This is a genomic window from Aureimonas frigidaquae, from assembly GCF_001463905.1.
Lineage (GTDB): Bacteria > Pseudomonadota > Alphaproteobacteria > Rhizobiales > Rhizobiaceae > Aureimonas > Aureimonas frigidaquae.
In genome coordinates this window covers 412,216-437,090 of the sequence record NZ_BBWR01000002.1, presented here as the reverse complement: position 1 = coordinate 437,090, position 24,875 = coordinate 412,216, and the positions used below count along the sequence as shown (strand labels likewise).

General features: G+C 65.4%; 24 protein-coding genes. 17 read left to right on the top strand and 7 right to left on the bottom strand.

Annotated elements, in window-relative coordinates:
* Positions 1–13 precede the first annotated feature (13 nt).
* Positions 14–766 (top strand): AzlC family ABC transporter permease, encoded by a 753-nt coding sequence (locus tag AUL30_RS02035; RefSeq protein ID WP_407638259.1) that lies wholly within the window; start codon positions 14–16, stop codon positions 764–766.
* Positions 763–1,125, top strand: coding sequence for an AzlD domain-containing protein (locus AUL30_RS02030; RefSeq protein ID WP_083507608.1), 363 nt, complete (start codon positions 763–765; stop codon positions 1,123–1,125). Before AUL30_RS02035 ends, AUL30_RS02030 begins: the two co-directional genes overlap by 4 nt.
* Here AUL30_RS02030 and AUL30_RS02025 read toward each other — a convergent pair.
* From AUL30_RS02025 to AUL30_RS02010, 4 genes are all read right to left on the bottom strand, one after another.
* Positions 1,118–1,543, bottom strand: coding sequence for an HIT domain-containing protein (locus tag AUL30_RS02025; RefSeq protein WP_062226159.1), 426 nt, complete (start codon positions 1,541–1,543; stop codon positions 1,118–1,120). The genes AUL30_RS02030 and AUL30_RS02025 overlap by 8 nt on opposite strands.
* Before the next feature lie 96 nt (positions 1,544–1,639).
* Positions 1,640–2,830 carry a GNAT family N-acetyltransferase gene (locus AUL30_RS02020; protein ID WP_062226158.1) on the bottom strand — a complete coding sequence of 397 codons (1,191 nt, stop codon included), beginning with the start codon at positions 2,828–2,830 and terminating at the stop codon, positions 1,640–1,642.
* A 54-nt stretch (positions 2,831–2,884) separates the two neighbouring features.
* On the bottom strand, positions 2,885–3,607 hold the full coding sequence (locus AUL30_RS02015) for a glycerophosphodiester phosphodiesterase family protein (RefSeq protein WP_062226157.1): 723 nt from the start codon (positions 3,605–3,607) through the stop codon (positions 2,885–2,887).
* A 13-nt stretch (positions 3,608–3,620) separates the two neighbouring features.
* Positions 3,621–4,088 carry a RidA family protein gene (locus AUL30_RS02010; protein ID WP_062226506.1) on the bottom strand — a complete coding sequence of 156 codons (468 nt, stop codon included), beginning with the start codon at positions 4,086–4,088 and terminating at the stop codon, positions 3,621–3,623.
* Between the two features lie 94 nt (positions 4,089–4,182).
* Between AUL30_RS02010 and AUL30_RS02005 the strand changes: the two genes are divergently transcribed.
* From AUL30_RS02005 to lpxB, 14 genes are all read left to right on the top strand, one after another.
* On the top strand, positions 4,183–4,971 hold the full coding sequence (locus tag AUL30_RS02005; RefSeq protein ID WP_062226156.1) for an EipB family protein: 789 nt from the start codon (positions 4,183–4,185) through the stop codon (positions 4,969–4,971).
* Between the two features lie 162 nt (positions 4,972–5,133).
* Positions 5,134–5,919 (top strand): 30S ribosomal protein S2, encoded by a 786-nt coding sequence (gene rpsB / locus AUL30_RS02000; protein ID WP_062226155.1) that lies wholly within the window; start codon positions 5,134–5,136, stop codon positions 5,917–5,919.
* Between the two features lie 195 nt (positions 5,920–6,114).
* Positions 6,115–7,041 (top strand): translation elongation factor Ts, encoded by a 927-nt coding sequence (tsf, locus tag AUL30_RS01995; protein WP_062226154.1) that lies wholly within the window; start codon positions 6,115–6,117, stop codon positions 7,039–7,041.
* A 285-nt stretch (positions 7,042–7,326) separates the two neighbouring features.
* Positions 7,327–8,034, top strand: a complete 708-nt coding sequence (pyrH, locus tag AUL30_RS01990; protein WP_083507606.1) for a UMP kinase — start codon at positions 7,327–7,329, stop codon at positions 8,032–8,034.
* 42 nt (positions 8,035–8,076) lie between these two features.
* Positions 8,077–8,634, top strand: a complete 558-nt coding sequence (gene frr, locus AUL30_RS01985) for a ribosome recycling factor (protein ID WP_062226152.1) — start codon at positions 8,077–8,079, stop codon at positions 8,632–8,634.
* Between the two features lie 68 nt (positions 8,635–8,702).
* Complete coding sequence (locus AUL30_RS01980; protein ID WP_062226151.1) at positions 8,703–9,389, top strand: isoprenyl transferase; 687 nt, start codon at positions 8,703–8,705, stop codon at positions 9,387–9,389.
* A 3-nt stretch (positions 9,390–9,392) separates the two neighbouring features.
* A complete protein-coding gene (locus tag AUL30_RS01975) occupies positions 9,393–10,244 on the top strand; it encodes a phosphatidate cytidylyltransferase (RefSeq protein ID WP_062226150.1) in 852 nt (283 codons plus the stop codon).
* Between the two features lie 34 nt (positions 10,245–10,278).
* Positions 10,279–11,418, top strand: coding sequence for an RIP metalloprotease RseP (rseP, locus tag AUL30_RS01970; RefSeq protein WP_062226149.1), 1,140 nt, complete (start codon positions 10,279–10,281; stop codon positions 11,416–11,418).
* 213 nt (positions 11,419–11,631) lie between these two features.
* Positions 11,632–14,049 (top strand): outer membrane protein assembly factor BamA, encoded by a 2,418-nt coding sequence (gene bamA, locus AUL30_RS01965; RefSeq protein WP_062226148.1) that lies wholly within the window; start codon positions 11,632–11,634, stop codon positions 14,047–14,049.
* A gap of 147 nt (positions 14,050–14,196) precedes the next feature.
* Entirely contained in the window at positions 14,197–15,252 is a 1,056-nt protein-coding gene (gene lpxD / locus AUL30_RS01960; RefSeq protein ID WP_062226147.1) for a UDP-3-O-(3-hydroxymyristoyl)glucosamine N-acyltransferase, read from the top strand.
* Positions 15,249–15,716, top strand: a complete 468-nt coding sequence (gene fabZ, locus AUL30_RS01955; RefSeq protein WP_062226146.1) for a 3-hydroxyacyl-ACP dehydratase FabZ — start codon at positions 15,249–15,251, stop codon at positions 15,714–15,716. Before lpxD ends, fabZ begins: the two co-directional genes overlap by 4 nt.
* A gap of 4 nt (positions 15,717–15,720) precedes the next feature.
* Positions 15,721–16,527 (top strand): acyl-ACP--UDP-N-acetylglucosamine O-acyltransferase, encoded by an 807-nt coding sequence (lpxA, locus tag AUL30_RS01950; protein ID WP_062226145.1) that lies wholly within the window; start codon positions 15,721–15,723, stop codon positions 16,525–16,527.
* The gene (locus AUL30_RS01945) at positions 16,497–17,399 is read left to right on the top strand and encodes an LpxI family protein (protein ID WP_157069808.1); all 903 of its coding nucleotides are present in this window, start codon (positions 16,497–16,499) and stop codon (positions 17,397–17,399) included. The genes lpxA and AUL30_RS01945 overlap by 31 nt, the downstream gene beginning before the upstream one ends.
* 3 nt (positions 17,400–17,402) lie before the next feature.
* Entirely contained in the window at positions 17,403–18,581 is a 1,179-nt protein-coding gene (gene lpxB / locus AUL30_RS01940) for a lipid-A-disaccharide synthase (protein ID WP_062226144.1), read from the top strand.
* A gap of 313 nt (positions 18,582–18,894) precedes the next feature.
* Here the strand turns inward: lpxB and gltA are convergent, their stop codons facing one another.
* Both gltA and gltX read right to left on the bottom strand, forming a co-directional pair.
* On the bottom strand, positions 18,895–20,184 hold the full coding sequence (gene gltA, locus AUL30_RS01935) for a citrate synthase (RefSeq protein WP_062226143.1): 1,290 nt from the start codon (positions 20,182–20,184) through the stop codon (positions 18,895–18,897).
* A 177-nt stretch (positions 20,185–20,361) separates the two neighbouring features.
* Positions 20,362–21,786 (bottom strand): glutamate--tRNA ligase, encoded by a 1,425-nt coding sequence (gltX, locus tag AUL30_RS01930; RefSeq protein WP_062226142.1) that lies wholly within the window; start codon positions 21,784–21,786, stop codon positions 20,362–20,364.
* A gap of 173 nt (positions 21,787–21,959) precedes the next feature.
* On the opposite strand from gltX, the gene AUL30_RS01925 reads away from it, so the two are divergent.
* Positions 21,960–24,179, top strand: coding sequence for a ComEC/Rec2 family competence protein (locus tag AUL30_RS01925; protein ID WP_192842991.1), 2,220 nt, complete (start codon positions 21,960–21,962; stop codon positions 24,177–24,179).
* On the opposite strand, the gene lexA is transcribed toward AUL30_RS01925, so the two are convergent.
* Positions 24,136–24,861, bottom strand: coding sequence for a transcriptional repressor LexA (gene lexA / locus AUL30_RS01920; RefSeq protein ID WP_062226140.1), 726 nt, complete (start codon positions 24,859–24,861; stop codon positions 24,136–24,138). The genes AUL30_RS01925 and lexA overlap by 44 nt on opposite strands.
* Positions 24,862–24,875 lie beyond the last annotated feature (14 nt).

Below are 24,875 nucleotides of genomic sequence, written 5' to 3'. Positions count from 1 at the left end.
GCGGGTGGCGATACTGGAAAGGACGCTGGACCGGGACGGCAGTCTGTTCTGGATCCTGAAGGGCATGCGGGGACTGTTGTCGGTCCCTGCGATCATCCTGACCATCTCGATGATCGGGTTTGCCGGGCTGGCCCGCGAGTCGGGCGTGGACTGGATCCACGCCGCCTTCATGACCTTCGCCATCTGGGCGCTGCCGGCCAAGATCATCATTGTCGGCGCCATTACGGCGGGGCTGACTTTGCCGGCCGCCGCGCTGGCGGTGGCACTGTCCTCCGTGCGGCTGATGCCCATGGTCGTCGCCCTGATGCCTGAGCTGCGCACGCCGCGCAGCAGCAAGCTGTCGCTCATGGCGCTGTCGCATTTCGTGGCGATCACCTGCTGGGTCTTTGCGATGGAGCACCTTCCGAGCGTCCCGCGGGACAAGCGGACGGTCTTCTTCGCAGGCTTCGCCGTGACGCTGACCCTTCTGAACACGGTCGTCGTCGCCGTTGCCTTCAACCTCATGGGGCAGTTTCCGCCCATCGTCACCGGCGCTCTGGCCTTTTTGACGCCGGTCTATTTCTTCCTGTCGCTGTTCGGCTCGGCGCGGGAAGCATCGGGCCGCTACGGCCTGTTCGTGGGCATCGTGCTGCTGCCGCCGGCGCACTGGATCGCGCCGGACATGGACATTCTCCTGGCCGGCATTGCCGGAGGTGTCCTGGCGCATCTGATGGCCTTGGGCGCGGCGCGCCGCAGCCGGCCGCGCATCGAGGACGGGCCCCGATGAACCTGACCTTCTTCGGCGTCGATGCCGCCTGGTGGCCCTTCCTGTTCATTCTCCTGGCCGGCTGGCTGCCGACCGATATCTGGCGCTATCTGGGCGTCCTGTCAGCGGGCCGCATATCCGAGACATCCCGCAGCCTCGGCCTTGTGCGTGCCATTGCCACGGCGCTGGTCGCGGCCGTCATCGCCCGGCTGGTCCTGTATCCGGGCGGAACCCTGGAACAGATTCCGACCGTTTTTCGGGTGGGTGGGCTCGCGCTCGGCTTTGCGACGTTTCTCCTGGCGCGCCGCAGCATCGTGCTCGGCATCCTGGCCTCGCAAGGCCTGCTCTTGGCCGGCGCCTGGCAGGCCGGCCTTATCTGAAGGCAGCGCGGATGCGCGTCGCCTGTTCGGACAGCACGGAGATATCCTCCATCGCGCCGCCATGGCGCTTGAGCGCAACGCCGTCATAGTGCGGGATCACATGGATATGGAGGTGGAACACGGTCTGGCCGGCCGGCGCTTCGTTGAACTGGCTGATCACGACGCCATCTGCCTGAAGGCCGGTCTTCACCGCCCGGGCAAGCCGCGCCACGATGGGCAGCAGTGGGGCGAGGTCCTCGTCGCGCGCATCCAGGAGATTGCGTGACGCGGCCTTGGGAATGACGAGGCAGTGGCCGGCCGATTGGGGCATCACGTCCATGATGCCGATGGCTTCCGGCAGGTCGAAAAGCTGCACGCTCGGGATCTCGCCGCGCAAGATCTTGGCGAAGATGTTGTCGTCCTGGTATGCGCTCGTCATCGTATCTCCTCGGCCGCGCGCCGACCCGCGCGGAGTGTGGCTCGTGCCTTCAGGCCCAAGCGGCTGTGCCATGGGTGCCGGATTATGGCGCCGATCTCAAGAGCCGTCGCCGCCGTCCTGGCGGAAGGGGGACGCATCGGCAAGCGCGGCCTGTTCTGCAAGCATGGCGCGGTTTTCGCGCGTGAGATAATCGGCCACCGCGCGCCGCAGGCCGGGATGGGCGATGTAATGCGCCGAATGCGTCAGGACGGGTTCGTAGCCGCGCGCCAGCTTGTGCTCCCCCTGCGCCCCGGCCTCCACGACGGCGAGGCCCTTTGCCAGCGCGTAGTCGATTGCCTGGTGGTAGCAGAGCTCGAAATGCAGGAAGGGATGGTCTTCCGAGCAGCCCCAGTAGCGTCCGTAGAGCCGGTCCACGCCGATGAAGTTCAACGCGCCGGCAATGTAGCGCCCCGCGCGCCGCGCCATGATCAACAGGAGCTGGTCGCCCATCGTCTCGGCGACGAGGCCGAAGAATTGCCGGTTCAGGTAAGGCCGTCCCCATTTGCGACCGCCCGTATCCATGTAGAAGGAGAACATGGCATCCAGCGCTTCCTCGGTGATGGCCGATCCCGTCAACCATTCGACATCCAGCCCATTGGCAAGGCTGGCCGCACGCTCCTTGCGCAGTGCCTTTCGCTTGCGGGAAGAGAGACTTGCGAGAAATTCCTCGTAACTTGCATAACCGCGGTTCATGAAGTGGAACTGGATGTCCGACCGGTCCAGAAAGCCGGCCTGCGCAAGGGCTTCCCGGTCCTGCGCCTCCAGGAAGGTCGCATGCGCAGACGAGGCGCCCGTCTGGTCCACATAGCCGCGCACGGCGGCCGCCAGAAGCGTCCTGAGCTCCGCGCCGGCTGCCCCGGCCAGGAGGCGTGGCCCCATGGCCGGGGTAAAGGGCGCGGCGACCTGCAGCTTGGGATAGTACTCGCCCCCGGCGCGCTCGAAAGCGTCTGCCCAGCCATGATCGAAGACATATTCGCCCTGGCTGTGGGACTTCAGATAGGCCGGTACGACGCCGATGACCCCGCGGTCACCCTCGACCACCAGATGCTGCGCCAGCCAGCCAGCGGCGGCGCCGACGCAACCCGAATCCTCCAACGCCTTCAGGAAGGCGTGTCTGACGAAAGGGTTCGGCCGTGCGGCGGCGCCGGCGGCGAGTTCGTCCCATCGCTCAGAGGGCACGGCGGTCACGCTGTCCACGGCGCGGATCAGCGTGCCCGCAGCGTCTGTCGGTCCATTTCCGGCGTTCATGCAGTGCTCCTTGCGGGTCGTGGGAGCAGCCTTGCCCGAGTGACGTTGCGCCGATCAGGCGGCGGAGGGGTCCGGCGTGAACCCCTCGAACGTCATCTGGTCGGCATGGCGCCGGCTGCGCTCCACATCGTCCGGCGTGCGAACCGTCCAACTGATGACCGGTAGATGGCGATCCTGGCGCACCCAATCAACGAAGCTGTTGGGCATGTGGTGCACATTGTAGGAGACGAAGCTGCAACCCCGCTCGAACACGCTTCGGTGCCGCGCCAGAAGCTCGGGCCGTGTCCCTTCGGCCGTCAGGCCGACCGGGGGGCCGAGCGTCAGCGCCTGATCCACCAGCCAGTCGTCGAAGGACATGAGGGCCAGCGGGCCGCTATAGTCCTGGAGCACGGGGCGCAGGGCCGCGGCATAGCCCGAATCGGTCGCAGCGTCGGAGCCCTTCAGCTCGACCACCAGCGGCACGCGCCCGGCCACCAGTGACAGAAGCTCCTGAAGCGTCGGGACATGATCCTGCGTCCCGGCAAGCCGGGCTTGCGACAGGGCCTTGGCCGTGACCGCGCCGACGGTCCCGGCCTGTCCGGTCATGCGCTGCAGATCGTGATCGTGGAAGACGACGGGAATGCCATCGGCCGCAATGTGGACATCGCACTCGATGGCGAAGCCGTGGGACAGGGCGGCGCGGAACGCCGCCATGGAGTTTTCCGCCACACGGTGGTTGCCGTCGTGCAGGCCGCGGTGGGCGATGGGGCGCTCCGTCAAGAAGGCGAGCGCGGCCATGGGCGTCAGAGGGTCAGGCAATTTCGAACAGTGCCTCGACTTCCACGGCGGCATCGAGCGGCAGTGCCGGAACGCCGACGGCCGAGCGCGCATGGCGTCCGCAATCCCCCAGGACTTCCACCAGAAGGTCGGAAGCGCCATTCGCAACCTTGTGCTGATCGGTGAAATGGGGCGCGCTCGCCACGAAGATGGTCAGCTTCAACAGGCGGCGGATGCGCGACAGATCACCGTCCAGCGCCGCCTTGGCCTGGGCCAGAACGTTCAGGGCGCAGTGCCGCGCGGCGGTCTGGCCTTCGTCCAGGGTCAGCGTCTCGCCCAGCTTGCCGGTGACGGCAAGGCCGCCTTCGGCCATCGGCAATTGGCCGGAGGTCTGCAGGAGGTTGCCATAAACGGCATAAGGCACATAATTGGCAGCCGGCGCGGCCGCCACGGGGAGGGTGAGCTGCTTGGCGGCCAGGCGGCTTTCGATCGAATCTGTCATGAGGGCTCCCGATTCTGTCTGGAGGCCGAATGTCGGGCGGGGCGTGGGCGAAGGCAAGAGGATCGGCATCGCGCCGGCAATGGGGATTGGCACTATGAAGCGGATCTTGGCCGGCTTGGCCGCCTCTGCCGCACTCGGGATCGCAGCGCAGGCATGGGCTGCTCCGTTACGACCCCACCAGGCCGTCTACGACCTGTCCCTGTCGGGCCAGACGGAGGATATCCTGGCGGTCGAGGGGCGCATCGCGCTGACCCTGAACGCCAAGGCCTGCGGCGAATACGATCTCGATTACCGCTTCGCGGCGCGTTTCCACAAGGATGGGGAAACCACCGTGACCGACCAGCGCACCCGCTCGGTGGAGGCCGATAATGGCCGCGCCTACCGGTTCGAGACGACCACCTTCGTGGACGGGCTGGATCAGGGCACCGTGCGGGGAACGGCCAGCAACGCACAGGATGCCACGACGGTGTCCCTGCAGGAGCCGGTCATCCGGGATTTCAGCCTGCCGGCCTCGCATTTTCCGCTGGATCACACGGCCATGCTGATCGAGCGCGCGCGAAAGGGCCAACGCTTCGTGGAAGCGCGGCTCTTCGACGGCGATCCGGAAGCCGAGAAGCTCATGACGACCACGTCCATAATCCTGCCGGCTGCGACCGGCGCTTCGGGCGATAAAGGCCGCGACTTCGCCGGCCTGGCATCCTGGACGGTCGACGAATCCTACTTCAACAGCGACAGCGACGAGGATGGCCTGCCGATCTTCCGGGCGCGCTACCGCCTGTACGAGAACGGCGTCTCGGACGAGATGACGCTCGACTTCGGGGATTATGCATTGAAGGGCAGCCTGACCAGCCTTACCTATCTGTCGGCGCCCGACTGCCGTTAGCCGGGCCTTGGCCGCTGTATGCTTGCCTTTCGGGGCAGGCTGGTGTATGCGCGGCGCTATTCCACACACGGAAGCCGGGTTTCGCCTGACGGGCGGATCCCACCGGTGGCGGCAAGTCCGCTTCATTCCGTGGAGGTCAAACCGGTCAAAGGACGATTCAAAATGGCTTTGCCAGATTATTCCATGCGCCAGCTGCTTGAGGCGGGCGTGCACTTCGGTCACCAGACGCATCGCTGGAACCCGCGCATGGCGCCGTACATCTTCGGCGCGCGCAACAACATCCACATCATGGACCTGTCGCAGACCGTGCCGATGCTGCATCGCGCCCTGCAGACCGTGTCCGACACGGTCGCCCGCGGCGGTCGCGTTCTCTTCGTCGGCACCAAGCGCCAGGCGTCGGAACTGGTGGCGGATGCCGCGAACCGTTCGGCCCAGTACTATGTGAACGCGCGTTGGCTCGGCGGCATGCTGACCAACTGGAAGACCATCTCCAACTCCATCCAGCGTCTGCGCAAGCTCGACGAGATCCTGAGCGGCGAAGCCCAGGGCTTCACCAAGAAGGAGCGCCTCACCCTGCAGCGCGAGCGCGACAAGCTCGATCGCGCGCTGGGCGGGATCAAGGACATGGGCGGCGTGCCGGACCTGATCTTCATCGTCGACACGAACAAGGAAGCCATCGCCATCGATGAGGCGAAGCGGCTGAACATTCCGGTCGTCGCGGTGGTCGATTCCAACAGCGATCCTTCCCGCATCGACTTCCCGATCCCGGGCAATGACGATGCCTCCCGTGCGATCGCCCTCTATTGCGACCTGATCGCGCGCGCTGCCGTCGACGGCATCGCCCGCCAGCAGGGCGCCATGGGTGCCGACATCGGCGCCATGGAAGAGGTCCCGCAGGAAGCCGCCCTTTCGGGCGACGAGGCTGGCGAGCAGAGCGCCGCCGCCTGACGCTCGCGTCGAGGCAATAGCGGATGACGCCCGTTATCCGGGCGTCATCTTTGAGGCGCACCCTTCCGCCGGAAGCCGGTGCGCCGTTTCGTTTCAAGGGCCGAATGGCCCTGTCCGATCTTCTATCCGTTTTCAGTAAGCAGGGCGGCAGCCGGTGCTCAGGCGCCGCTCCCTGAACAAGCCAAAGGCCTATCCATGACGATCTCCGCTTCGATGGTGAAGGAACTGCGCGAAAAGACCGGCGCAGGCATGATGGACTGCAAGACCGCCCTGTCCGAGACGGGTGGCGATATGGAAGCGGCGATCGACTGGCTGCGCGCGAAGGGCATTGCCAAGGCCGACAAGAAGGCCGGCCGCACGGCGGCCGAAGGCCTGATCGGCGTTGCTTCGTCCGGGCAGAAGGCCATCGTGGTCGAAGTCAATTCCGAGACGGATTTCGTCGCCCGCAACGATGCCTTCCAGGGCCTCGTGCGCGAGATCGCCCAGGTGGGCCTGGCCACGGACGGTTCGCTGGAAGCGGTCACGGGTGCGACCGCGCCGTCGAGCGGCAAGTCCGTCTCCGACACGGTCAAGGACGCCGTGGCGACGATCGGTGAGAATCTCGGCCTGCGCCGGACCGCCATGCTGCAGGTCAGCAATGGCGTCGTGGCTCCCTACATCCACAACCAGGTTGCCGACGGTCTCGGCAAGCTCGGTGTGCTCGTGGCGATCGAGTCCGATGGCGACAAGGACGCCCTTCTGCAGTTCGGCCGTCAGGTCGCCATGCACGTGGCGGCGACGAGCCCGCTGGCGCTCAGCAACGACGAGGTGGATCCCGCCACGGTCGAGCGCGAGCGTGCGATCTTCGTCGATCAGTCGCGCCAGTCGGGCAAGCCGGAAAACATCATCGAAAAGATGGTCGAAGGCCGGATGCGCAAGTTCTTCGAGGAAGTCGTGCTGACCAGCCAGGCTTTCGTGATCAACCCGGACCTGACCGTCGGCAACGCGCTCAAGGAAGCCGAGAAGACCTTCGGCGCCCCGGCGAAGATCACCGGCTTCGTCCGCATGGCGCTCGGCGAAGGCATCGAGCGCGAGGAAAGCGACTTCGCCGCCGAGGTTGCCGCCGCTGCCGGCAAGAAGTGAGCCTTCGGCGCGGCTTTCGCCGCGCCAGCATCACCTTTGGAAGGGTGCCGACTGTTCGGTCGGCACCCTTTTTCACGCGTGGCGACCGCCGGCGCCGGCTGGCCGAAGGCCAGGAGTTGCAGGCCTTTCAAAGCGTTGGAATTCGTAGCTTCGCGCTTGTGAAGCGAACGGGCTTCCTGTATCGCAAGCCGACATTGCTTCACGCCGGCATGTTCCAGCCTTGAAGAGTGCGGCGATCGCTCGCAACCTGACGTTTAGCCTGCGGGCTCTACAGGGGATCAGACCTTGCGTTACAAAAGTGTACTCCTGAAAGTTTCCGGCGAAGCCCTGATGGGCAGCCAGGGCTTCGGCATCGACGTGGCCGTGGTGGACCGGATCGCCTCGGACATCCGGCAGGCGCAGGATCTCGGTGTGCGCATTTCCGTGGTGATCGGCGGTGGCAACATCTTCCGCGGCGTCGCCGTGGCGTCCAAGGGCGGCGACCGTGTGACCGGCGATCACATGGGCATGCTCGCAACGGTCATCAACGCGCTGGCGCTGCGCACCTCGCTGACGAAGATCGGCGTGGACGCCATCGTCCTGTCGGCCATCGCCATGCCCGAGATCTGCGACAGTTTTTCGCAGCGCGCCGCGCTCGCCCATGCCGAGGCCGGCCGCGTGGTGATCTTCGCCGGCGGCACGGGCAACCCCTTCTTCACCACGGATTCCGCGGCAGCGCTGCGGGCGGCCGAGATGGGGGCGGAAGCCCTCTTCAAGGGCACGCAGGTGGATGGCATCTACAGTGCCGATCCCAAGACCACGCCGGATGCCGAACGCTTCGAGACCCTGACCCATGACGAGGTGCTCCAGAAGGGGCTGGCCGTCATGGACATTGCGGCGGTTGCGCTCGCGCGGGAGAACCGCATACCCATCGTCGTCTTTTCCATTCACGAGGCGGGTGAATTCGCCCGCATCCTGAACGGGCAGGGGCGTGCCACCATCGTTTCGGACTGACCGGCGGATCCATCCGCAAGCTGAAGACAAGAGGAACTGACCATGGCCCAATTCGACCTGAAGGAACTCACTCGCCGCATGGAAGGGGCCGTTTCCTCCTTCAAGAGCGATCTTGCGGGGCTTCGCACCGGCCGCGCCTCGGCAAACCTTCTCGATCCGATCACGGTCGAGGCTTATGGATCGGCCATGCCGTTGAACCAGGTGGCCAACGTCACCGTCCCGGAGTCGCGGACGATCGCCGTATCGGTCTGGGACAAGTCCATGGTCGGTGCCGTCGAGCGCGCCATCCGCGACAGCAATCTCGGCCTCAGCCCCGTTACGGACGGGACGACGCTGCGGATCAACCTGCCGGAGCTGAACGAGCAGCGCCGCAAGGAGCTGGTCAAGGTTGCCCATACCTATGCGGAGAACGCCCGCGTCGCGGCGCGCCACGTGCGGCGCGATGGCATGGATAATCTGAAGAAGCTGGAGAAAGACGGCGATCTCGGGCAGGACGAGAGCCGGCAGTCGGCCGACAAGGTGCAGAAGCTGACGGACGATACCGTGGCGGAGATCGATCGCCTTCTTACGGTCAAGGAAGCCGAGATCATGCAGGTCTGACCGGATCGTTCGCCGGCAATTCGGGAAGGCTCAGGATCTTGTCACATCCACGACATGTCGCCATCATCATGGATGGCAACGGACGCTGGGCGAAGGCCCGTGGTCTGCCTCGGACCATGGGGCACCGGCGCGGCGTGGAAGCGCTGCGCGCTACCGTGCGCGCCGTGGGGGAAATGGGCATCAAGGTCCTGACGCTCTTCGCCTTCTCGTCCGAGAACTGGCGCCGGCCGCGCGAAGAGGTCGGCGAACTTATGTCGCTCCTGAAGCTCTTCATCCGGCGCGATCTGGCGGAACTTCACCGTGAGGGCGTGCGCGTGCGCATCATCGGCGCGCGCGACAATCTCCAGCCCGACATCCTCAACCTTCTGGAAGAGGCCGAAGCGCTCACGGCCGCAAACCAGGGCACGGTGCTCGTCATCGCCTTCAATTACGGCTCGCGCGACGAGATCGCCCGCGCGGCGCGTCGGATCGCCGAGCGCGTGGCGGCCGGGGAACTGTCCGCCGCCACGATTGATGCCGATGTGCTGGATGCTCATATGGATACGGCAGGCTTGCCTGAGCCGGACGTCATCATCCGCACCAGCGGCGAGCAGCGCCTGTCCAACTTCCTCCTCTGGCAGGCCGCGTATACCGAACTGGTCTTCGTTCCCTGTCTCTGGCCCGATTTCGATCGGGACGCGCTGGAATCCGCCTTGGCGGATTATGCCGCGCGGAACCGACGCTTCGGTGGTGTCAGCCAAGAAATTGCGTCCTGACGCATGGGGCTGGAGATCGGACGCTTCCTGCGCGCACAATCCTGGGGGGACCTGAAGCCCCGGTTGATATCGGCCCTCATTCTCGGCCTGGCCGTTCTGGCGCTCGCCATCATCGGCGGCTTTCCCTTCAAGATCCTCTGTGTCGTCACCGGTTTCATCGTCTTCGACGAGTGGACGCGGATCACCGGTGGCCACCGCGCTGGTCCGCTGTTTCATCTGGCGCGCCGCGCGCTGGCCATCGCGCTGATCGCCTTCTTGTTCGGATTCGAGCTCGTCGCCATCGGCGTGACCATCGCGGTCGCGCTCTTCATCGCCTTCATCGACCGGCGGGAGAAGCGGGCGGACTGGGTTGCCGGCGGGCTCGTCTATGCGGCCGTGGCCGGCCTTGCCCCCGGCATGGTGCGCGGTGAGGATGTCGAAGGGCTCGCTGCACTCGGTCTCGTGATTTGCGTCGTGTGGTCCACGGACATATTCGCCTATTTCACGGGCCGGACGTTCGGCGGGCCGAAGCTGATGCCGCGCGTATCGCCCAAGAAGACGCTGTCGGGCGCCGTGGGAGGGCTTCTGGCCGGCGTGGTCGCGGGGCTCGTCTACAGTGTCCTCGTGTCTGGAAAGGCCGGCTTCGACATTGTGATCCTGTCGGCGGTCCTGTCCGTTCTCGGCCAGGCGGGGGATCTGTATGAATCCTGGGTGAAGCGCCGCTTCGGGGTGAAGGATTCAGGCCGTCTCATCCCCGGGCATGGCGGGCTCATGGACAGGATCGACGCGCTCATTTTCGCCACGGGTGCGCTCTGGCTGATCGGCCTCCTGGCCCAGGAACTGGACGAACCCGCGCGCGCCATATTTCACCTGTAACCGCGTCTGAACGCAGGCTTGAGGTCGATACGCAATGGATATCTCCGCATTGCCGGGCATGATCTGGGATACGGCTCTGATCAAGATCGTGCCGTTCCTCTTCGTGCTGACGGTGATCGTCTTCTTTCACGAGCTCGGCCACTACCTCGTCGGCCGGTGGTGCGGCATCCGCATCCTGGCCTTTTCGGTCGGCTTCGGGCGGGAGTTGATCGGTTTCACCGATCGGCATGGAACGCGGTGGAAGTTCTGCATCGTCCCCTTGGGCGGCTACGTGAAGTTCCTGGGCGATGACAACGCCGCCTCCATGCCCGACAGGGCGGCATTGGAGAATTTAAGCGAGGCCGACCGGCGCGGGGCCTTCCCGACGGCCAGCGTCGGCAGGCGCGCGGCGACGGTGGCGGCCGGTCCCGTTGCGAACTTCCTTCTGGCCATCGCGATCTTCGCGGGCGTCGCCTATTTCAACGGCCGTGTCGTGGGCGATCCCGTCGTGGCGGAAGTGCAGGCGGGTTCACCGGCGCAGGCTGCGGGGCTACAGCCGGGGGACCGGATCGTTTCCGCGGACGGAGAGGCCATCGCCTATTTCAGCGATTTCCAGCGCCATGTCGCGTCACGCGCCAACATCCCCATTGCTGTCATCGTCCAGCGCCAGGGGAATGAGGTTCCGCTCACCGTCACGCCGGTGGAGCGCACCCAGACGGATCCATTCGGCAACGAATACACGATGCCAGTTGTGGGCATTCTGGCAACGGAGGCCTCTTCCTCCTTCCGGGTGGAAACGCTTTCCCTGCCGCAGGCGCTCGGTTACGGCGTCTCGCAGACCTGGTTCGTGACCGAACGTACGGTTGATTTCATCGGCGGCCTGTTCCGCGGATCGCAGCCGGCCGACCAGATCGGCGGGCCCATCCGCATCGCTCAGATGTCGAGCCAGGCGGCGACACTCGGCTTTGCAACACTTCTCAACATGGCGGCGCTTCTGTCCATCTCCATCGGGCTGCTCAACCTTCTGCCGATTCCGGTTCTGGATGGCGGCCATCTTCTCTTCTACGCGTTCGAAGCGGCGCGCGGAAAACCCTTGAGCGAACGGACGCAGGAGATCGGTTTTCGAATCGGGCTGGTCCTTGTAATGGGGCTCATGGTATTTGCTTTTTCGAACGATCTGCTCAGTCTCGGCTAGCGACGACGGGGCGATCAGGGGACAATCAGGGGGTTTGCCGATCGTTAACCATAGCTGGGTGTTGCCGTGTCGATTGGGCAACGCTTTCGTGAATCCTAAACGGATTCGGGCCCAGTCTGGTTGAACGCATCCGCAAAGCCGATACAAGGCAATGGGTGCACTCTCGGGTGTGTCCGCGTCCTGCTCGGCAGAAATGTAAAAGGTGGTTTAGCCATGACGGCTGGTTCGAAGCTTCTCAACGCCTTGTCGGCGGCGGCGCTTTCCTCGACGATCCTTGCGGCTTCCACTGTGGGTGTCCAGCTCGGGGCCATGAGCGCTGCGCAGGCGGCGGTCGTCAACCGGATCGAGGTTCGCGGCACATCGCGCGTCGACGCAGAGACGGTGCGCAACCTCAGCCAGATCCGGCCCGGGCAGAACGTCACCCCGGCCGATATCGACCAGGTCGTGACGCGCCTCTTCGCAACCGGCCTCTTCTCCGACGTTCGCGTCAGCCAGTCCGGCGGGACGCTGGTCGTCCAGGTCGACGAGAACCAGATCGTCAATCAGGTCATTTTCCAGGGCAACTCCAAGGTCAAGAACGAGCAGCTCGAAAGCGTCGTCCAGACGGCGCCGCGCGCCGCCTATAACGCGACCACGGCGCAGGCCGATGTCGATGCGATCCGCAGCGTCTATACGCGCGTCGGCCGCAGCGACGCCCAGGTCTCCGTGCGCACCGTCCAGGCCGATGGCAACCGCGTCAATGTCGTCTTCGACATCGTGGAAGGGGATCGCACCCGCATCGCGCAGATCAACTTCGTCGGCAACAATGCCTTCGGCGACCGCCGCCTGAAGGAAGTCATCGCCCTGCGTGAGACGGGCCTCTTCGGCTTCCTGCAGAAGAGCGACATCTACGACGAAGACCGGCTGCGCGCCGACGAGGAAACGCTGCGCCGCTTCTACTACAATCGCGGCTTCGCCGATTTCCGCATCGTGTCCTCGGTGGCCGAGCTCGACGCCACGAAGAACGAATATTTCATCACCATCACGGTGGAAGAGGGCGAGCGCTACGCCTTCGGCAACGTCAATATCGACTCCACCGTTCCGGGGATCGACGCCGCCGCTCTGCAGAGCGAGCTGGAGACCAAGCCCGGCAACGTCTATAGCGCCGAAAAGGTCGAGGACACGCTCGTCAACCTGACCAACGCCGTGGCGGCCCAGGGCTATGCCTTCGCGCAGGTGACCCCGCGCGGCGACCGTGACTTCACCAACAACACGATCGGCGTCGAATACGTCATCGATCAGGGGCCGCGCGCCTATATCGAGCGGATCGAGGTTCGCGGTAACACCAAGACGCGCGACTACGTCATTCGCCGCGAGTTCGACGTGTCCGAAGGCGATGCCTTCAACCAGGTGCTGATCCAGCGGGCCCGCCAGCGGCTCGAGGCGCTGCGCTTCTTCCAGACCGTCAACGTGTCCACGGCTCCCGGCAGTGAGCCGGATCGTGTCGTGGTCGTCGTGCAGGTCGTCGAGCAGTCGACGGGTGAGTTCTCGGTCGGCGGCGGCTACACGACCGGCGGCGAAAACCCCGGCCCGGTGGCCGAAGTGGGCATCACCGAGCGCAACTTCCTCGGACGCGGCCAGTTCGTCCGTATCTCCGCGGGCTTCGGCGAGGATACGCGGAACTACAACCTGTCCTTCACCGAGCCCTATTTCCTGGGTCGTCGCCTTGCCGCCGGCTTCGATATCTACCGGACGGAGAATTCCTCCTCCGACTACGATATCGAGCGGACCGGTGGCACGCTGCGCCTGGCTGCGCCGATCACACAGCGTCTGACGGCGCAGGTGGCGTACAACTATAAGGAAGAGCGGTTCGGCGACGATACGGGCGTTGCCCAGTATGATGCGGCTGGTAACCTCTTCTACCAGACCTGCGCAGGCGCCAATACGGATGCTGGCGGCATCATTGGTTCATTGGCTCCGGCCTACACGGCATCGCAAATCATCAACCAGGCGATCTGCGACAGCCCGTACTCGACCTCCTCGGTGTCCTACGCGCTGACCTACAACTCGCTGGACAATGCCCAAACCCCGCGTGACGGCCTGTTCATCCAGGCCGGGCAGGAGTTTGCCGGTGTCGGCGGCGATGCGGAGTTCATCCGCACGACGGGTAAGGCGTCCTGGTTCTCGCTCCTGAACGAAGAGTATGACGTCATCGGCCAGCTCAGCGGCGGTGGCGGCAATGTCGCGGCGCTCGGTGGCGATCTGCGCGTCTTCGACAACTTCTTCAAGGGCCAGGATATCGTCCGCGGCTTCAAGTATCAGGGCATCGGCCCGCGCCAGAACGGCGTGGCGCTGGGCGGCGAGAACTACGTGAACGCCAGTGCGGAAGTAACCTTCCCGCTGCCGCTCGTCTCCCGCGATCTCGGCTTCCGCGGTGCGGCCTTTGCCGATGCGGGCTCGCTCTGGGGCACGGAATATTCCGACCAGCCCGGCGTTGTCGGCGGTGACTTCGATCTGCGGGCCTCGGCCGGTGTCGGCCTGATCTGGGCGTCGCCCTTCGGACCGATCCGCGTCAACTACGCCTATCCGATCGCGAAGGAAGATTTCGACCGCACGCAGGAATTCTCCTTCGGCTTCTCCTCGCGCTTCTGATAGAACGCGCCGGACAGACGGCAGGGTTACGGATGAGGGCGGCCGCAAGGCCGCCCCGTTTCCATGTTTCGTCACGTGAGAGCGTGCGCAGGCTCGATCGCAAGGAGCCCAGCGCGCAGGAACAAGAGCGCGGGCCGGAACGATACGATGGTTGAAACCTCATTCTTCAAGCGCGGCGAGGTGCGCCAGCTCGGCGCGCTCGCATTGCTGTGCGAGGGAACCCTGTTCCCCGAAGGCGCGGCCGAACGCTCCATCGACGGGATCGCCACGCTGGAACGTGCCGGTCCGTCCGACATCAGCTTCTTCGACAATCCACGCTATGCGGGCGATCTCGCATCCACGCGCGCCGGCGCCATCCTGGTCACGCAGCGCAACCTTGCAATGCTGCCGCCGGAACAGCCCTACATATTGGTCCGCGATACGCAGGCAGCGTTCGCGCGCATCGGTGCGCATCTGTTCCCGCAGGCGCTCGTTCCCATGGCGCTCAGCGGTGCGGTCGGCCTGTCGCCGCAGGCCAGCATCGACCCTGCCGCGCGCCTGGAGCCCGGCGTCGTCGTCGAGCCCTTCGCGGTGATCGGCCCGGATGTGGAAATCGGCACCGGTACGGTGATCGGCGCCAATGCGGTGATCGGGGCAGGGTGCCGCATCGGGCGCGACAGCGCGATCGGGGCGCATGCGAGCCTGCAGCATTGCCTGATCGGTAACCGCGTCATCCTGCATCCGGGCGTGCGCGTGGGGCAGGACGGTTTCGGCTATGCGGTGGGACGGGACGGGATCCTCAAGCAGGTCCAGATCGGCCGGGTCATCATCCAGGACAATGTGGAGATCGGCGCCAATTCGACGATCGATCGCGGCGCCGTGCGCGACACGGTGATCGGAGAGAACACCAAGATCGATAATCAGGTCCAGATCGCCCATAATGTGCGGATCGGCCGAAACTGCATCATCGTGTCACAGGTTGGTATAGCGGGTAGCGCGACAATCGGCGACAATGTCGCTATTGGGGGGCAATCGGGCGTCAGCGGACATGTGACCGTGGGCGCCGGTGCTCAGATTGCCGGCGTCAGCACCGTGGCAGGCGATGTGCCGCCGGGCGCGCGCTGGGGAGGGGTCCCGGCCCGTCCGGTGCGGGACTGGTGGCGCGAAGTGACCTGGCTGCGGGACATGGCCCGGGCCGGGCGCTCGACAGGAGGGAAAGAATGAGCGAAGCGACAGGCGTGATGGAAAAGATGGACGTCATGGATATCATGGCGCTGCTTCCCCACCGCTATCCGTTCCTGCTCGTCGACCGGATCATCGAGATTGACGGCGACCGCAGCGCCATCGGCATCAAGAACGTCACGGCGAGCGAGCCGCATTTCCAGGGCCATTTTCCGGAAAACCCGGTCATGCCTGGCGTGCTGATCATCGAAGGCATGGCGCAGACGGCCGGGGCCATCTGCACCCGGACGCTCGGCGGCATGCCGGCGCTCGTCTATCTGATGACGGTGGATAACGCCAAGTTCCGCAAGCCTGTGGTTCCGGGTGACCGGCTCGAATATCATGTGAGCCAAGTCAAGAAGCGCGGCAACATATGGCGCTTCGAATGCGTGGCCAAGGTCGAGGGGGCCAAGGTCGCGGAGGCCACGATCAGCGCGATGGTCGCCTCCAGCGAAGCGGCCGCCTGACGCCATGGCATCCTCCAGCATTCACCCGACGGCGATCGTCGAGGACGGCGCGCGCATCGGCGACGATTGCGAAATCGGTCCCTTCTGCCATATCGGCCCGCGCGTGTCGCTCGGCAGTGGCTCCAGGCTGCACTCCCATGTCGTTCTGGCCGGCAATACGACGATCGGCGCCGGCGCCCAGATCTTTCCCTTCGCCTCTCTCGGCCATGCACCCCAGCACCTGAAGTACAAGGGTGAGGATACAAGGTTGGTGATCGGGCTGAACTGCCTGGTGCGGGAAAGCGTGACCATGAATCCCGGAACCGTGCAGGGCCGGTCCGAGACCAGCATCGGCGACAATTGCTCCTTCTTCACCGGGGCGCATGTGGCGCATGACTGTGTGGTCGGCAACAATGTGACGGTGATCAACAACGTCATGCTGGCGGGCCACTGCACGATCGGCGATTACGCCACCATCGCCGGCGGGTCGGGCATTCACCAGTTCACGCGGGTGGGCCATCACGCCTATGTCGGCGGACTGGCCGCAGTGGAGGGGGACGTCATCCCCTTCGGCATGGTGATCGGCAACCGGGCGCATCTGGCAGGCCTGAATGTCATCGGCATGAAGCGGGCCGGGTTCAACCGCGACGCCATCCGCAATGTGCGCAAGGCCTATCGGATGCTGTTCTCCGACGACCTGACTTTCAAGGAAAACATGGAAGAGGTCGAGACGGAGTATCCGGACGACCCGCTGGTGCAGGATCTGCTCGGCTTCCTGAAGTCCGGTGGCGACAGGGCCATATGCTTCCCGCGCTCGACTCGTCCGGCCTGAACCGCCGCATCGACCTGCCGCGGCCGTCCCGGCCCGGCGAGCCCTTCGGCATCGTAGCCGGCGGCGGCGTGCTGCCAAGGCTCGTGGCTGAGGGCGCGCGTGGGCATGGCTGGACACCCGTCATCATCGCCGTGGGCGATGGCTGGCGCGAGGATTGGGGCGCCTATCGGCACCGCCGCATGAAATGGTCGCAGACCGGCGACGTCTTTCCCTACCTGGCCAGGGAAGGGGTTCGGCATCTGGTCTTCTGCGGCACGATCTCCATCCGTCCCGATTACCGCTCCATGGTGCCGTCGCTCCGCACGCTGGCTCTGCTGCCGGAAATTTTGAAGATCATGCGCGGCGGTGACGATACGATGCTGCGGGCCGTCACCCGCGCCTTCGAACGGCGCGGCTTCGCGCTTTACGCCGTGCAGGACGTCGTGCCGGAGCTACTGGCGCCCGAGGGGCTGATCGCCGGCCGTATGCCGAACCCGACGGAACAGCTTGCGCTGAGGCGCGCGGCAGAGGCGGCGCAGCAGCTCGGCAGGCTGGATATCGGCCAGGCGGCCGTCGCCTCGGCCGAGCGGGTCATCGCCCTGGAGGGGATCGAGGGCACGCGGGATATGCTGGAGCGGGTCGCGGCACTGCGTGAGCGCGGCCGCATCGGCCGGTCCGAGCGGCTCGTCCTCGTCAAATCCGTCAAGCCGCAACAGGACCACCGCCTGGACCTGCCGAGCATCGGCGCCGAGACGATCGATCAGGCGTGCGCAGCAGGCTTGAGCGGCATCGGCGTCTCGGCTGGGGCGGCGCTCGTCATCGATCTGGACATGCTGACGGAACGTGTCGGCCGGGAAGACATGTTTCTTCTCGGCCTTCCATTGGAGGGGTGACCCATGAAGATCGGCTTCGTCGTCGGTGAACATTCGGCCGATCTGATCGGCGCCGATCTGATCCGCAGCCTGCGGGCGCGGATCGGTAACGTGCAGCCTGTGGGCCTGGGCGGACCGGCGATGGAGGCGGAGGGGCTGTCCAGCCTGTTCGACATCGAGGAACTGTCCATCATCGGCGTTGGCGCCATCGTCGCCCGGCTGCCGCAACTCGTTCGCCGTCTGTCGCAAACGGTCGATGGCATCCTGGCGGAACATCCGGACATCGTCGTGACCATCGACAGCTTCACCTTCACCAACCGGGTGGCGGCGCGGATCCGGCGTGCCCGGCCGGAGCTGCCGATCCTCAACATCGTCCCGCCCGCCATCTGGGCCTATCGGCCGGAGCGCGCCAAGGCGCTGGCTGCCGCGGTCGACCGCACCATCTGCCTGTTTCCCTTCGAGCCCGACTATCTCAAGGCGGCAGGCGGCCCGCCTGCGACCTATGTCGGCCATCCGATCATGAGCGATCCGCACCTGAACGCGATCTGGCAACGCCGCGCGGAGCTTCCCAAGCAGCTCGGTGTTCCGCCGCTCCTGATGATCCTTCCCGGCTCCCGCCGGGGTGAGGTGAGCCGCCTGATGGACGATTTCGGCCGCACCGTCGCGCAGCTTGCAACACGGATGCCGGAGCTGCGCTTCGTCCTGCCGGTCGTGCCGCGCGTCGAACACCTGGTGCGCGACAAGCTGAAGGCCTGGACGGTCCAGCCACAGCTCGTGACCGGCGAGGCCGGGAAGTGGCAGGCTTTCGAGGAGGCCGACGCCGCGCTGGCAGCCTCCGGCACCGTCGCACTGGAACTGGCTCTGGCATCGGTGCCGACCGTCATCACCTACCGGCTCGACCCTGTCTCTTACCAGTTGCGGGGTCTGATCTCCGGTTGGACGGCCTCGCTGCCCAACTACATTCTGGACCATCCGCTCCTGTCGGAGCATTTCCACGAATTCGTGCGCCCGGACCTCCTGTCACGGCGGCTCCAGCGCCTGTTGAGCGACACGCCCGAACGCGCGGCGCAGCTCGAGGGCTTTGCCGAGGTGCGTCGCCGCATGACCGTGTCACAGAGCCCGGGCGAGGCGAGCGCGCAGATCGTGCTGGAGATGGTGGGCGCCGATGCGCAGCTTTCCGGACCGTCGCACGTCGAGCCTTGATACCGTCCGGCTCGGCAGCCACGCAAACGCGACGAGCTCTTTCGAGCGCTGGCAGAATGGCGCGCCCTTCTGCGGCTCATGATTCGTCGAGTTTCATCGAGGTATGACCGTGGCACGACATCGGCCGATGTTTGCGCGCAAGTCGTGCCAGAAATGGCAGATAGAGATGCTCGTTTTTCCGCCTCGCCACGCATCGAGCGCTGACACCGTACGGCTTCGCGGCCACTGAAAGGCGACGGGCCCTTTCAAGCGCTCAGAAAAATGGCGCGCCTTTCAGGGGCGCGCCATCGAGTATGATCGATTGCCGGTAACTTCAGCTCCGCTGATCGACACCCACATAGTCACGGCGCGTCGCACCGGTATAGAGCTGGCGCGGACGGCCGATGCGCTGCTGCGGATCCTCGATCATTTCCTTCCACTGCGCGATCCACCCCACCGTGCGGGCGAGGGCGAAGAGCACCGTGAACATGGTGGTCGGGAAGCCGAGCGCCTTCAGGGTGATGCCGGAATAGAAGTCCACATTGGGGTAGAGCTTCTTTTCGATGAAGTACTCGTCATGCAGCGCGATATGTTCGAGCTCCATGGCGACTTCGAGCAGCGGATCGTCCTTCAGCCCGAGCTCGTCGAGAACCTCGTGGCAGGTCTGCTGCATGATCTTGGCGCGCGGATCGTAGTTCTTGTAGACCCGGTGACCGAAGCCCATCAGACGGAACGGATCGTTCTTGTCCTTGGCGCGGGCGATGAACTCGGGGATACGGTCCTTGCTGCCGATCTCCGACAACATATTGAGCGCCGCCTCGTTGGCGCCGCCATGGGCCGGGCCCCACAGGCAGGCAACGCCGGCGGCGATGCAGGCGAAGGGGTTGGCGCCCGAAGAGCCAGCCAGCCGCACCGTCGAGGTGGAGGCGTTCTGCTCGTGATCGGCATGCAGAATGAAAATCCGGTCCATGGCTTTGGCCAGGACCGGATTGATCTTGTAGGGCTCGCACGGGACCGCGAAGCACATATGCAGGAAGTTTTCCGCGTAGGACAGGTCGTTGCGCGGGTAAACGAAGGGCTGCCCGATATGGTATTTGTAGGCCATGGCGGCCAGGGTCGGGATCTTTGCGACCATGCGGATCGACGCGACCATGCGCTGATGCGGATCGGTAATGTCGGTCGAGTCGTGATAGAAGGCGGAGAGGGCACCGACCGAGCCAACCATGACGGCCATCGGGTGCGCATCGCGCCGGAAGCCCGTGAAGAACTTCGTCATCTGCTCATGCACCATGGTATGGCGCGTGACGCGGTAGATGAAATCTTCCCGCTCCTGCTGGGTCGGCAGTTCGCCGTAGAGTAGCAGATAGCAGACTTCCAGGAAGTCGCCCTTGTCGGCGAGCTGTTCGATCGGGTAACCGCGATGCAGGAGCACACCCTCGTCGCCGTCGATGAAGGTGATCTTCGACTCGCAGGCCGCCGTGGAGGTGAAGCCAGGGTCGTAAGTGAAGACGCCCGTATCCTTGTAGAGCGATGCGATGTCGACGACATCGGGGCCGATCGTACCGTGCCGGACGCCGAAACCGGCTTCCTTCCCGTCGAGCAGCAGCTTTGCGGCGTCACTCATGCGTTATCCCTTCTTCGAAAAGCCGCGGAGCCAAGCGATGAATCCGCGGCGCATACGTCGATTTCGGACGTAATGCCTAACTTGTCCGCGGCATGCGAACAAGTTTTCCGCACCCTCTTTTTTTGCGTGGCAGCGAAAACTGCCGCACTGCGCCGCGTTCTGGCATCGGCGCCCTCGTCAGGCGCCCGACTGATCGGCTAGCCGCGCCAGCGCTTCCTCGCGCCCCAGTACCGCCAGAACGTCGAAGACGCCGGGCGAGGTGGTGCGACCGGTCAGCGCGGCGCGCAGCGGCTGGGCGACCTTGCCGAGCTTCAGGCCGTTTGCCTCCGCCACCTGCCGGACGGCCGCTTCCAGCGCAGGAACGCTCCAGTCGTCCACCGCACGCAGGGCCGGAAGAACCATGGCGATTACGCCGCGGCCGCCATCGGCCAGGATCTGCTCCGCCTTTTCCTCCAGAGCCAGGGGGCGCCTGACGAAAAGATAGGCAGCGCTGTCCGCAAGCTCGACGAGCGTCTTGGCGCGCTCCTTCAGCCCCGGCATGGCAGCCGTCAGCAAACGCAGGACCGTTGCGTCGTCCGCCATGCGGAGGATGTCGCCATTGGGCAGGAAGTCGCGTTCGCGCATCAGCGTCTCGGCCAGCCAGCCATCCTCGCTATGCCGCATCCAGTAACCGTTGACCGCTTCCAGCTTGGCGAAGTCGAAGCGCGCCGCACCCTTGTTCACATCGTCCACATCGAACCAGCGGATCATGTCGTCCATGGACATGATCTCGTCATCCCCGTGGCTCCAGCCCAGCCGGACGAGATAGTTGTTGAGGCCCGCCGGAAGGTAACCCATCTCACGATAGGCCTCGACCCCCAGCGCGCCATGGCGCTTGGAGAGCTTTGCGCCGTCCGCGCCATGGATCAGCGGGATATGCGACATGACCGGCACGTCCCAGCCCATGGCCTGGAAAATCAGCGTCTGGCGTGCGGCATTGGTCAGGTGATCATCACCCCGGATGATGTGCGTCACCCCCATGTCGTGATCGTCCACCACCACGGCCAGCATATAGGTGGGGGTGCCGTCGGAGCGCAGGAGGACAAGGTCGTCGAGGTCCTTGTTGGGAAAGCGGACCTCACCCTGAACGCGGTCATGCACGACGGTTTCGCCGTCCAGCGGCGCGCGCAGCCGGATGACAGGCTTCACGCCGGCAGGCGCTTCTGACGGATCCCGGTCGCGCCAGCGGCCGTCATAGCGGGGCGGGCGCTTTTGCGCGCGGGCCTTTTCCCGCATCTCGTCCAGTTCGGCCTGGCTGGCATAGCAGTAATAGGCCTGCCCGCGGGCGATCATCTCCTCGGCGACCTCCCGGTGCCGCGCCGCGCGTTCGAACTGGGAAATGGGCGGCTCGTCGGCGTCCAGCCCCAGCCATGCCAGCCCCTCGATGATGGCCTTGACCGCCGCCTCTGAGGAGCGCTCACGATCCGTATCCTCGATCCGCAGCAGCATCTTGCCGCCATGGTGGCGCGCATACAGCCAGTTGAACAACGCCGTCCGCGCACCGCCAATATGCAGGTAACCCGTCGGCGACGGCGCGAAGCGGGTGACGACCTTCTCGTTCATGACGACTCCAGATGTTTGCTCGGCTGCAAGGGGCCGTAACCTTCAGGCGAAGGCTTTGGATAAGCGGCTCCGGAACGTGTCCCGGCCCGCCCGGACGCTGCAACCTGTTCAGCCCGCTGTGTAGCATAGGGATGCGCTCAGACAAGCACCGGCTCGGCGCCGTCGGGAGGGAGATGGTCGACAGGATCAGCATTGCCGGGACGCGACCGATCCTGCACTCCTGCATCGGCTGGCTGCGCCTGCAGATGGACGCGCAGGCCGCCAGGCGGACAGGGCTGCACGCGATCACGCTCGCCCTTATCCTGGGCATTGCCGCCTATCATCTCCTATCCTGGCGCATATCCATGCGTTCGGCCCTGGCGGCCATGGCGATGCTTCTCGCCCTCATCGCGGCTCTGCGCAGACGCCCGGTGCTGGCGGCGGGGCCGATCGTCTTCGGCTGCCTTCTCCTTGCCGCGGCTCTGGCGGGGCAGGTCCTGGCGCAATGGGAGATGCGCGGCGAGGCTGCCGTCATCCTGTCGGGAACCGCCATGGTGCGGATCGAGGGACGGGTCGTGGAACGCCAGGCCGACGATCTCGGGCGCTGGCGCTACCGCGTGCGCATATCCCGGACATTCGAGCCGACCTTGTCCCGGCCGCCGAGCGAGGTTCGCATCACCGTCGCCTCGGCGCATGAACCCATTCCCATCGGCGGCAGCTATCGGGGGCTCGTTCGCCTGTCGCCACCCAGCGGGCCGGCCTATCCAACCGCCTACGATTTTGCCGTCGCAGCCTATTTCGGCGGTCTCGGCGCTTATGGCTTCGCGCTCGGACCGCCCGACGCCGTGCCTGACACAGTAGGGTTGCAGGGTGTCTGGGAACACCTCGCAGCCTTTCGCAGCCGGATCACGGAGCGCATTCACGATGTCATTACCGGGCCGGCAGGCGCCGTTGCTGCCGCCCTCGTGACGGGAGACCGGGACGCCATCCCGGACCAGATCTCGAAGGATTTCCGCGTCACGGGCCTGTCGCATGTCCTGTCCATCTCCGGCTATCACATGGCGCTGGTGGCAGGCTTCGTCATGGGCAGCGTGCGGTTGCTTTTGGCCCTCCTGCCATGGCCGTCCCGATGGCCGGCGCCGCGCAAGGTGGCAGCCGCCTTCGCGCTGGTCTGGGTCCTGGCCTATCTTGCCATCGCCAGCCCCAACGTGGCGACGGAACGTTCCTTCATCATGATCGTCCTGATGCTGGGCGCGGTCCTTCTGGACCGCCCGGCACTGACGCTGCGCAACGTTTCCCTGGCGGCCATGATCGTCCTGGCGCTGGCGCCGCACGAAGCCCTGTCGGCCAGTTTCCAGCTTTCTTTCGCCGCCACGGCCGCGCTGGTCGGCGTTGCAAGCCATCTTCTGGCCGGGTTCGGCAAGACGGAAGGCGAGGGGCTGTCCGTCGGCCGCCTGGGAGCGCTCATCCTCGTCGCGATCGTATCCTCCGCCGTGGCAGGCCTGTCGACGACGCCTTTCGTGGCGTATCATTTCGGTCGCACGGCGCCCTACGGTGTCGTCACCAATATCCTCGTCATGCCGCTCTTCAGCTTTTGGGTGATGCCAGCCGGGCTCGTCGCCATGCTGGCCATGCCGTTCGGCCTGGATGCCCCTTTTCTTATTCTGATGGGATGGGGGCTCGACGCCGTTTTCGTGGTCACGCGCCACGCCGCCGCACTCTTGCCGGATCGGGCCGCGGGGCTGATGTCGGGCCAGGAACTCATCACCTATGCCGCGGCGCTCTTCTGCGCCTGCTTCCTGGTGGGTGCGTTGCGATGGCTGGCTGTGCCGCTCACGCTCCTGGCACTCGCCTTGTCCACGACGCGCCCGCCATTGCCGGACATGCTGCTCTACGAGGATGGCCGAAAGCTTGCCATCGTCAAGGCCGAGGGGCTGAGGCCGATGGGGCGGCCGCCCGGGCCCTTCATCGCGAACCAGTGGACCAGCGCCTTCGGCCCCTTCCTGGAGGATGAGTTCGTCTGCGCGGATTCCATCTGCCGCGCGAGCGGGCCACAGGGGCTGCGGATCGGCTGGACGGAGGATTACACCCTCACCGAAACGCTATGCGCCACGAGCGACATTGCCATCGTGGCCCGGGCCATTCGCGAGCGGACGTGCCAATCCGGGGCAAAGCTCATCACGCTGCGAACCCTTCGGCGTTCGGGGTCACTCGCCATCCGCGATCTGGGCGCAGGCCGCTCGGACATACGGCAAGCCATTCCGCCGGCGCCACAGGCCTGGAACCTTCATCGCCTGGCGCCATGGCCCGAGTCGCTCCGGCGAAAGGCCGCCGCCGTGGAGCCGGGCAGGGACACGGCAGAGGAAGCCGTCAGTAACGGCGGATCAAGCCCACCAGACGCCCCTGCACCTTGACGCGCTCGGAATTGAAGATCCGTGTCTCATAGGCGGGGTTGGCCGCTTCCAGTGCGATGGCATCGCCCTTGCGCCGGAAGCGCTTGAGCGTGGCTTCCTCATCGTCCACAAGCGCCACGACGATGTCGCCCGGGGTCGCCGTTTCGACCCGCCGGATCACGACGGTATCACCGTCCAGGATCCCGGCCTCGACCATCGAGTCGCCCGATACTTCGAGCGCGTAATGCTCCCCGCTGCCGATCATGTCCGGCGGCAGAAGCAGGTTGCGCGTGTTGTTCTGGATCGCGGAGATCGGCACGCCCGCCGCGATGCGGCCCATCACGGGAATGCTGATACCGGATTCCTCCACCTCGGCGGCGGCCATGGCCTGCCGGCGCGCCGCCAGACTGACGGGCGGGGCAGGCTCGGAGGTGCTGACGACGCTGGGACGGAATGGCGTTGCGCCGGTCTTGTCCGTGCGCGATGCCGATTCCGGCAGGCGGAGGACTTCCAGCGCGCGGGCACGGTTGGGCAGGCGGCGGATAAAGCCGCGCTCTTCCAGTGCCGTGATCAGCCGGTGGATGCCGCTCTTGGAACGCAGATCCAACGCGTCCTTCATTTCGTCGAAGGAGGGCGGGACGCCAGCCGATTGCAGCCGCTCATGAATAAAGATCAGGAGATCATGCTGTTTGCGCGTGAGCACGGCGCCCCCCGGGG

Bases quoted from the DNA above. Each gene is read 5' to 3' on its own strand.
- lpxD (WP_062226147.1), top strand. From the start codon at position 14,197: ATGGTTGAAACCTCATTCTTCAAGCGCGGCGAGGTGCGCCAGCTCGGC.
- AUL30_RS01945 (WP_157069808.1), top strand. From the start codon at position 16,497: ATGCTTCCCGCGCTCGACTCGTCCGGCCTGAACCGCCGCATCGACCTG.
- AUL30_RS01975 (WP_062226150.1), top strand. From the start codon at position 9,393: ATGGGGCTGGAGATCGGACGCTTCCTGCGCGCACAATCCTGGGGGGAC.
- rseP (WP_062226149.1), top strand. From the start codon at position 10,279: ATGGATATCTCCGCATTGCCGGGCATGATCTGGGATACGGCTCTGATC.
- AUL30_RS02030 (WP_083507608.1), top strand. From the start codon at position 763: ATGAACCTGACCTTCTTCGGCGTCGATGCCGCCTGGTGGCCCTTCCTG.
- AUL30_RS01925 (WP_192842991.1), top strand. From the start codon at position 21,960: ATGGTCGACAGGATCAGCATTGCCGGGACGCGACCGATCCTGCACTCC.
- bamA (WP_062226148.1), top strand. From the start codon at position 11,632: ATGACGGCTGGTTCGAAGCTTCTCAACGCCTTGTCGGCGGCGGCGCTT.
- lpxB (WP_062226144.1), top strand. From the start codon at position 17,403: ATGAAGATCGGCTTCGTCGTCGGTGAACATTCGGCCGATCTGATCGGC.
- AUL30_RS01980 (WP_062226151.1), top strand. From the start codon at position 8,703: ATGGATGGCAACGGACGCTGGGCGAAGGCCCGTGGTCTGCCTCGGACC.
- AUL30_RS02005 (WP_062226156.1), top strand. From the start codon at position 4,183: ATGAAGCGGATCTTGGCCGGCTTGGCCGCCTCTGCCGCACTCGGGATC.
- fabZ (WP_062226146.1), top strand. From the start codon at position 15,249: ATGAGCGAAGCGACAGGCGTGATGGAAAAGATGGACGTCATGGATATC.
- tsf (WP_062226154.1), top strand. From the start codon at position 6,115: ATGACGATCTCCGCTTCGATGGTGAAGGAACTGCGCGAAAAGACCGGC.
- gltA (WP_062226143.1), bottom strand. From the start codon at position 20,184: ATGAGTGACGCCGCAAAGCTGCTGCTCGACGGGAAGGAAGCCGGTTTC.
- frr (WP_062226152.1), top strand. From the start codon at position 8,077: ATGGCCCAATTCGACCTGAAGGAACTCACTCGCCGCATGGAAGGGGCC.
- AUL30_RS02020 (WP_062226158.1), bottom strand. From the start codon at position 2,830: ATGAACGCCGGAAATGGACCGACAGACGCTGCGGGCACGCTGATCCGC.
- gltX (WP_062226142.1), bottom strand. From the start codon at position 21,786: ATGAACGAGAAGGTCGTCACCCGCTTCGCGCCGTCGCCGACGGGTTAC.
- AUL30_RS02010 (WP_062226506.1), bottom strand. From the start codon at position 4,088: ATGACAGATTCGATCGAAAGCCGCCTGGCCGCCAAGCAGCTCACCCTC.
- AUL30_RS02015 (WP_062226157.1), bottom strand. From the start codon at position 3,607: ATGGCCGCGCTCGCCTTCTTGACGGAGCGCCCCATCGCCCACCGCGGC.
- lpxA (WP_062226145.1), top strand. From the start codon at position 15,721: ATGGCATCCTCCAGCATTCACCCGACGGCGATCGTCGAGGACGGCGCG.
- AUL30_RS02025 (WP_062226159.1), bottom strand. From the start codon at position 1,543: ATGACGAGCGCATACCAGGACGACAACATCTTCGCCAAGATCTTGCGC.
- rpsB (WP_062226155.1), top strand. From the start codon at position 5,134: ATGGCTTTGCCAGATTATTCCATGCGCCAGCTGCTTGAGGCGGGCGTG.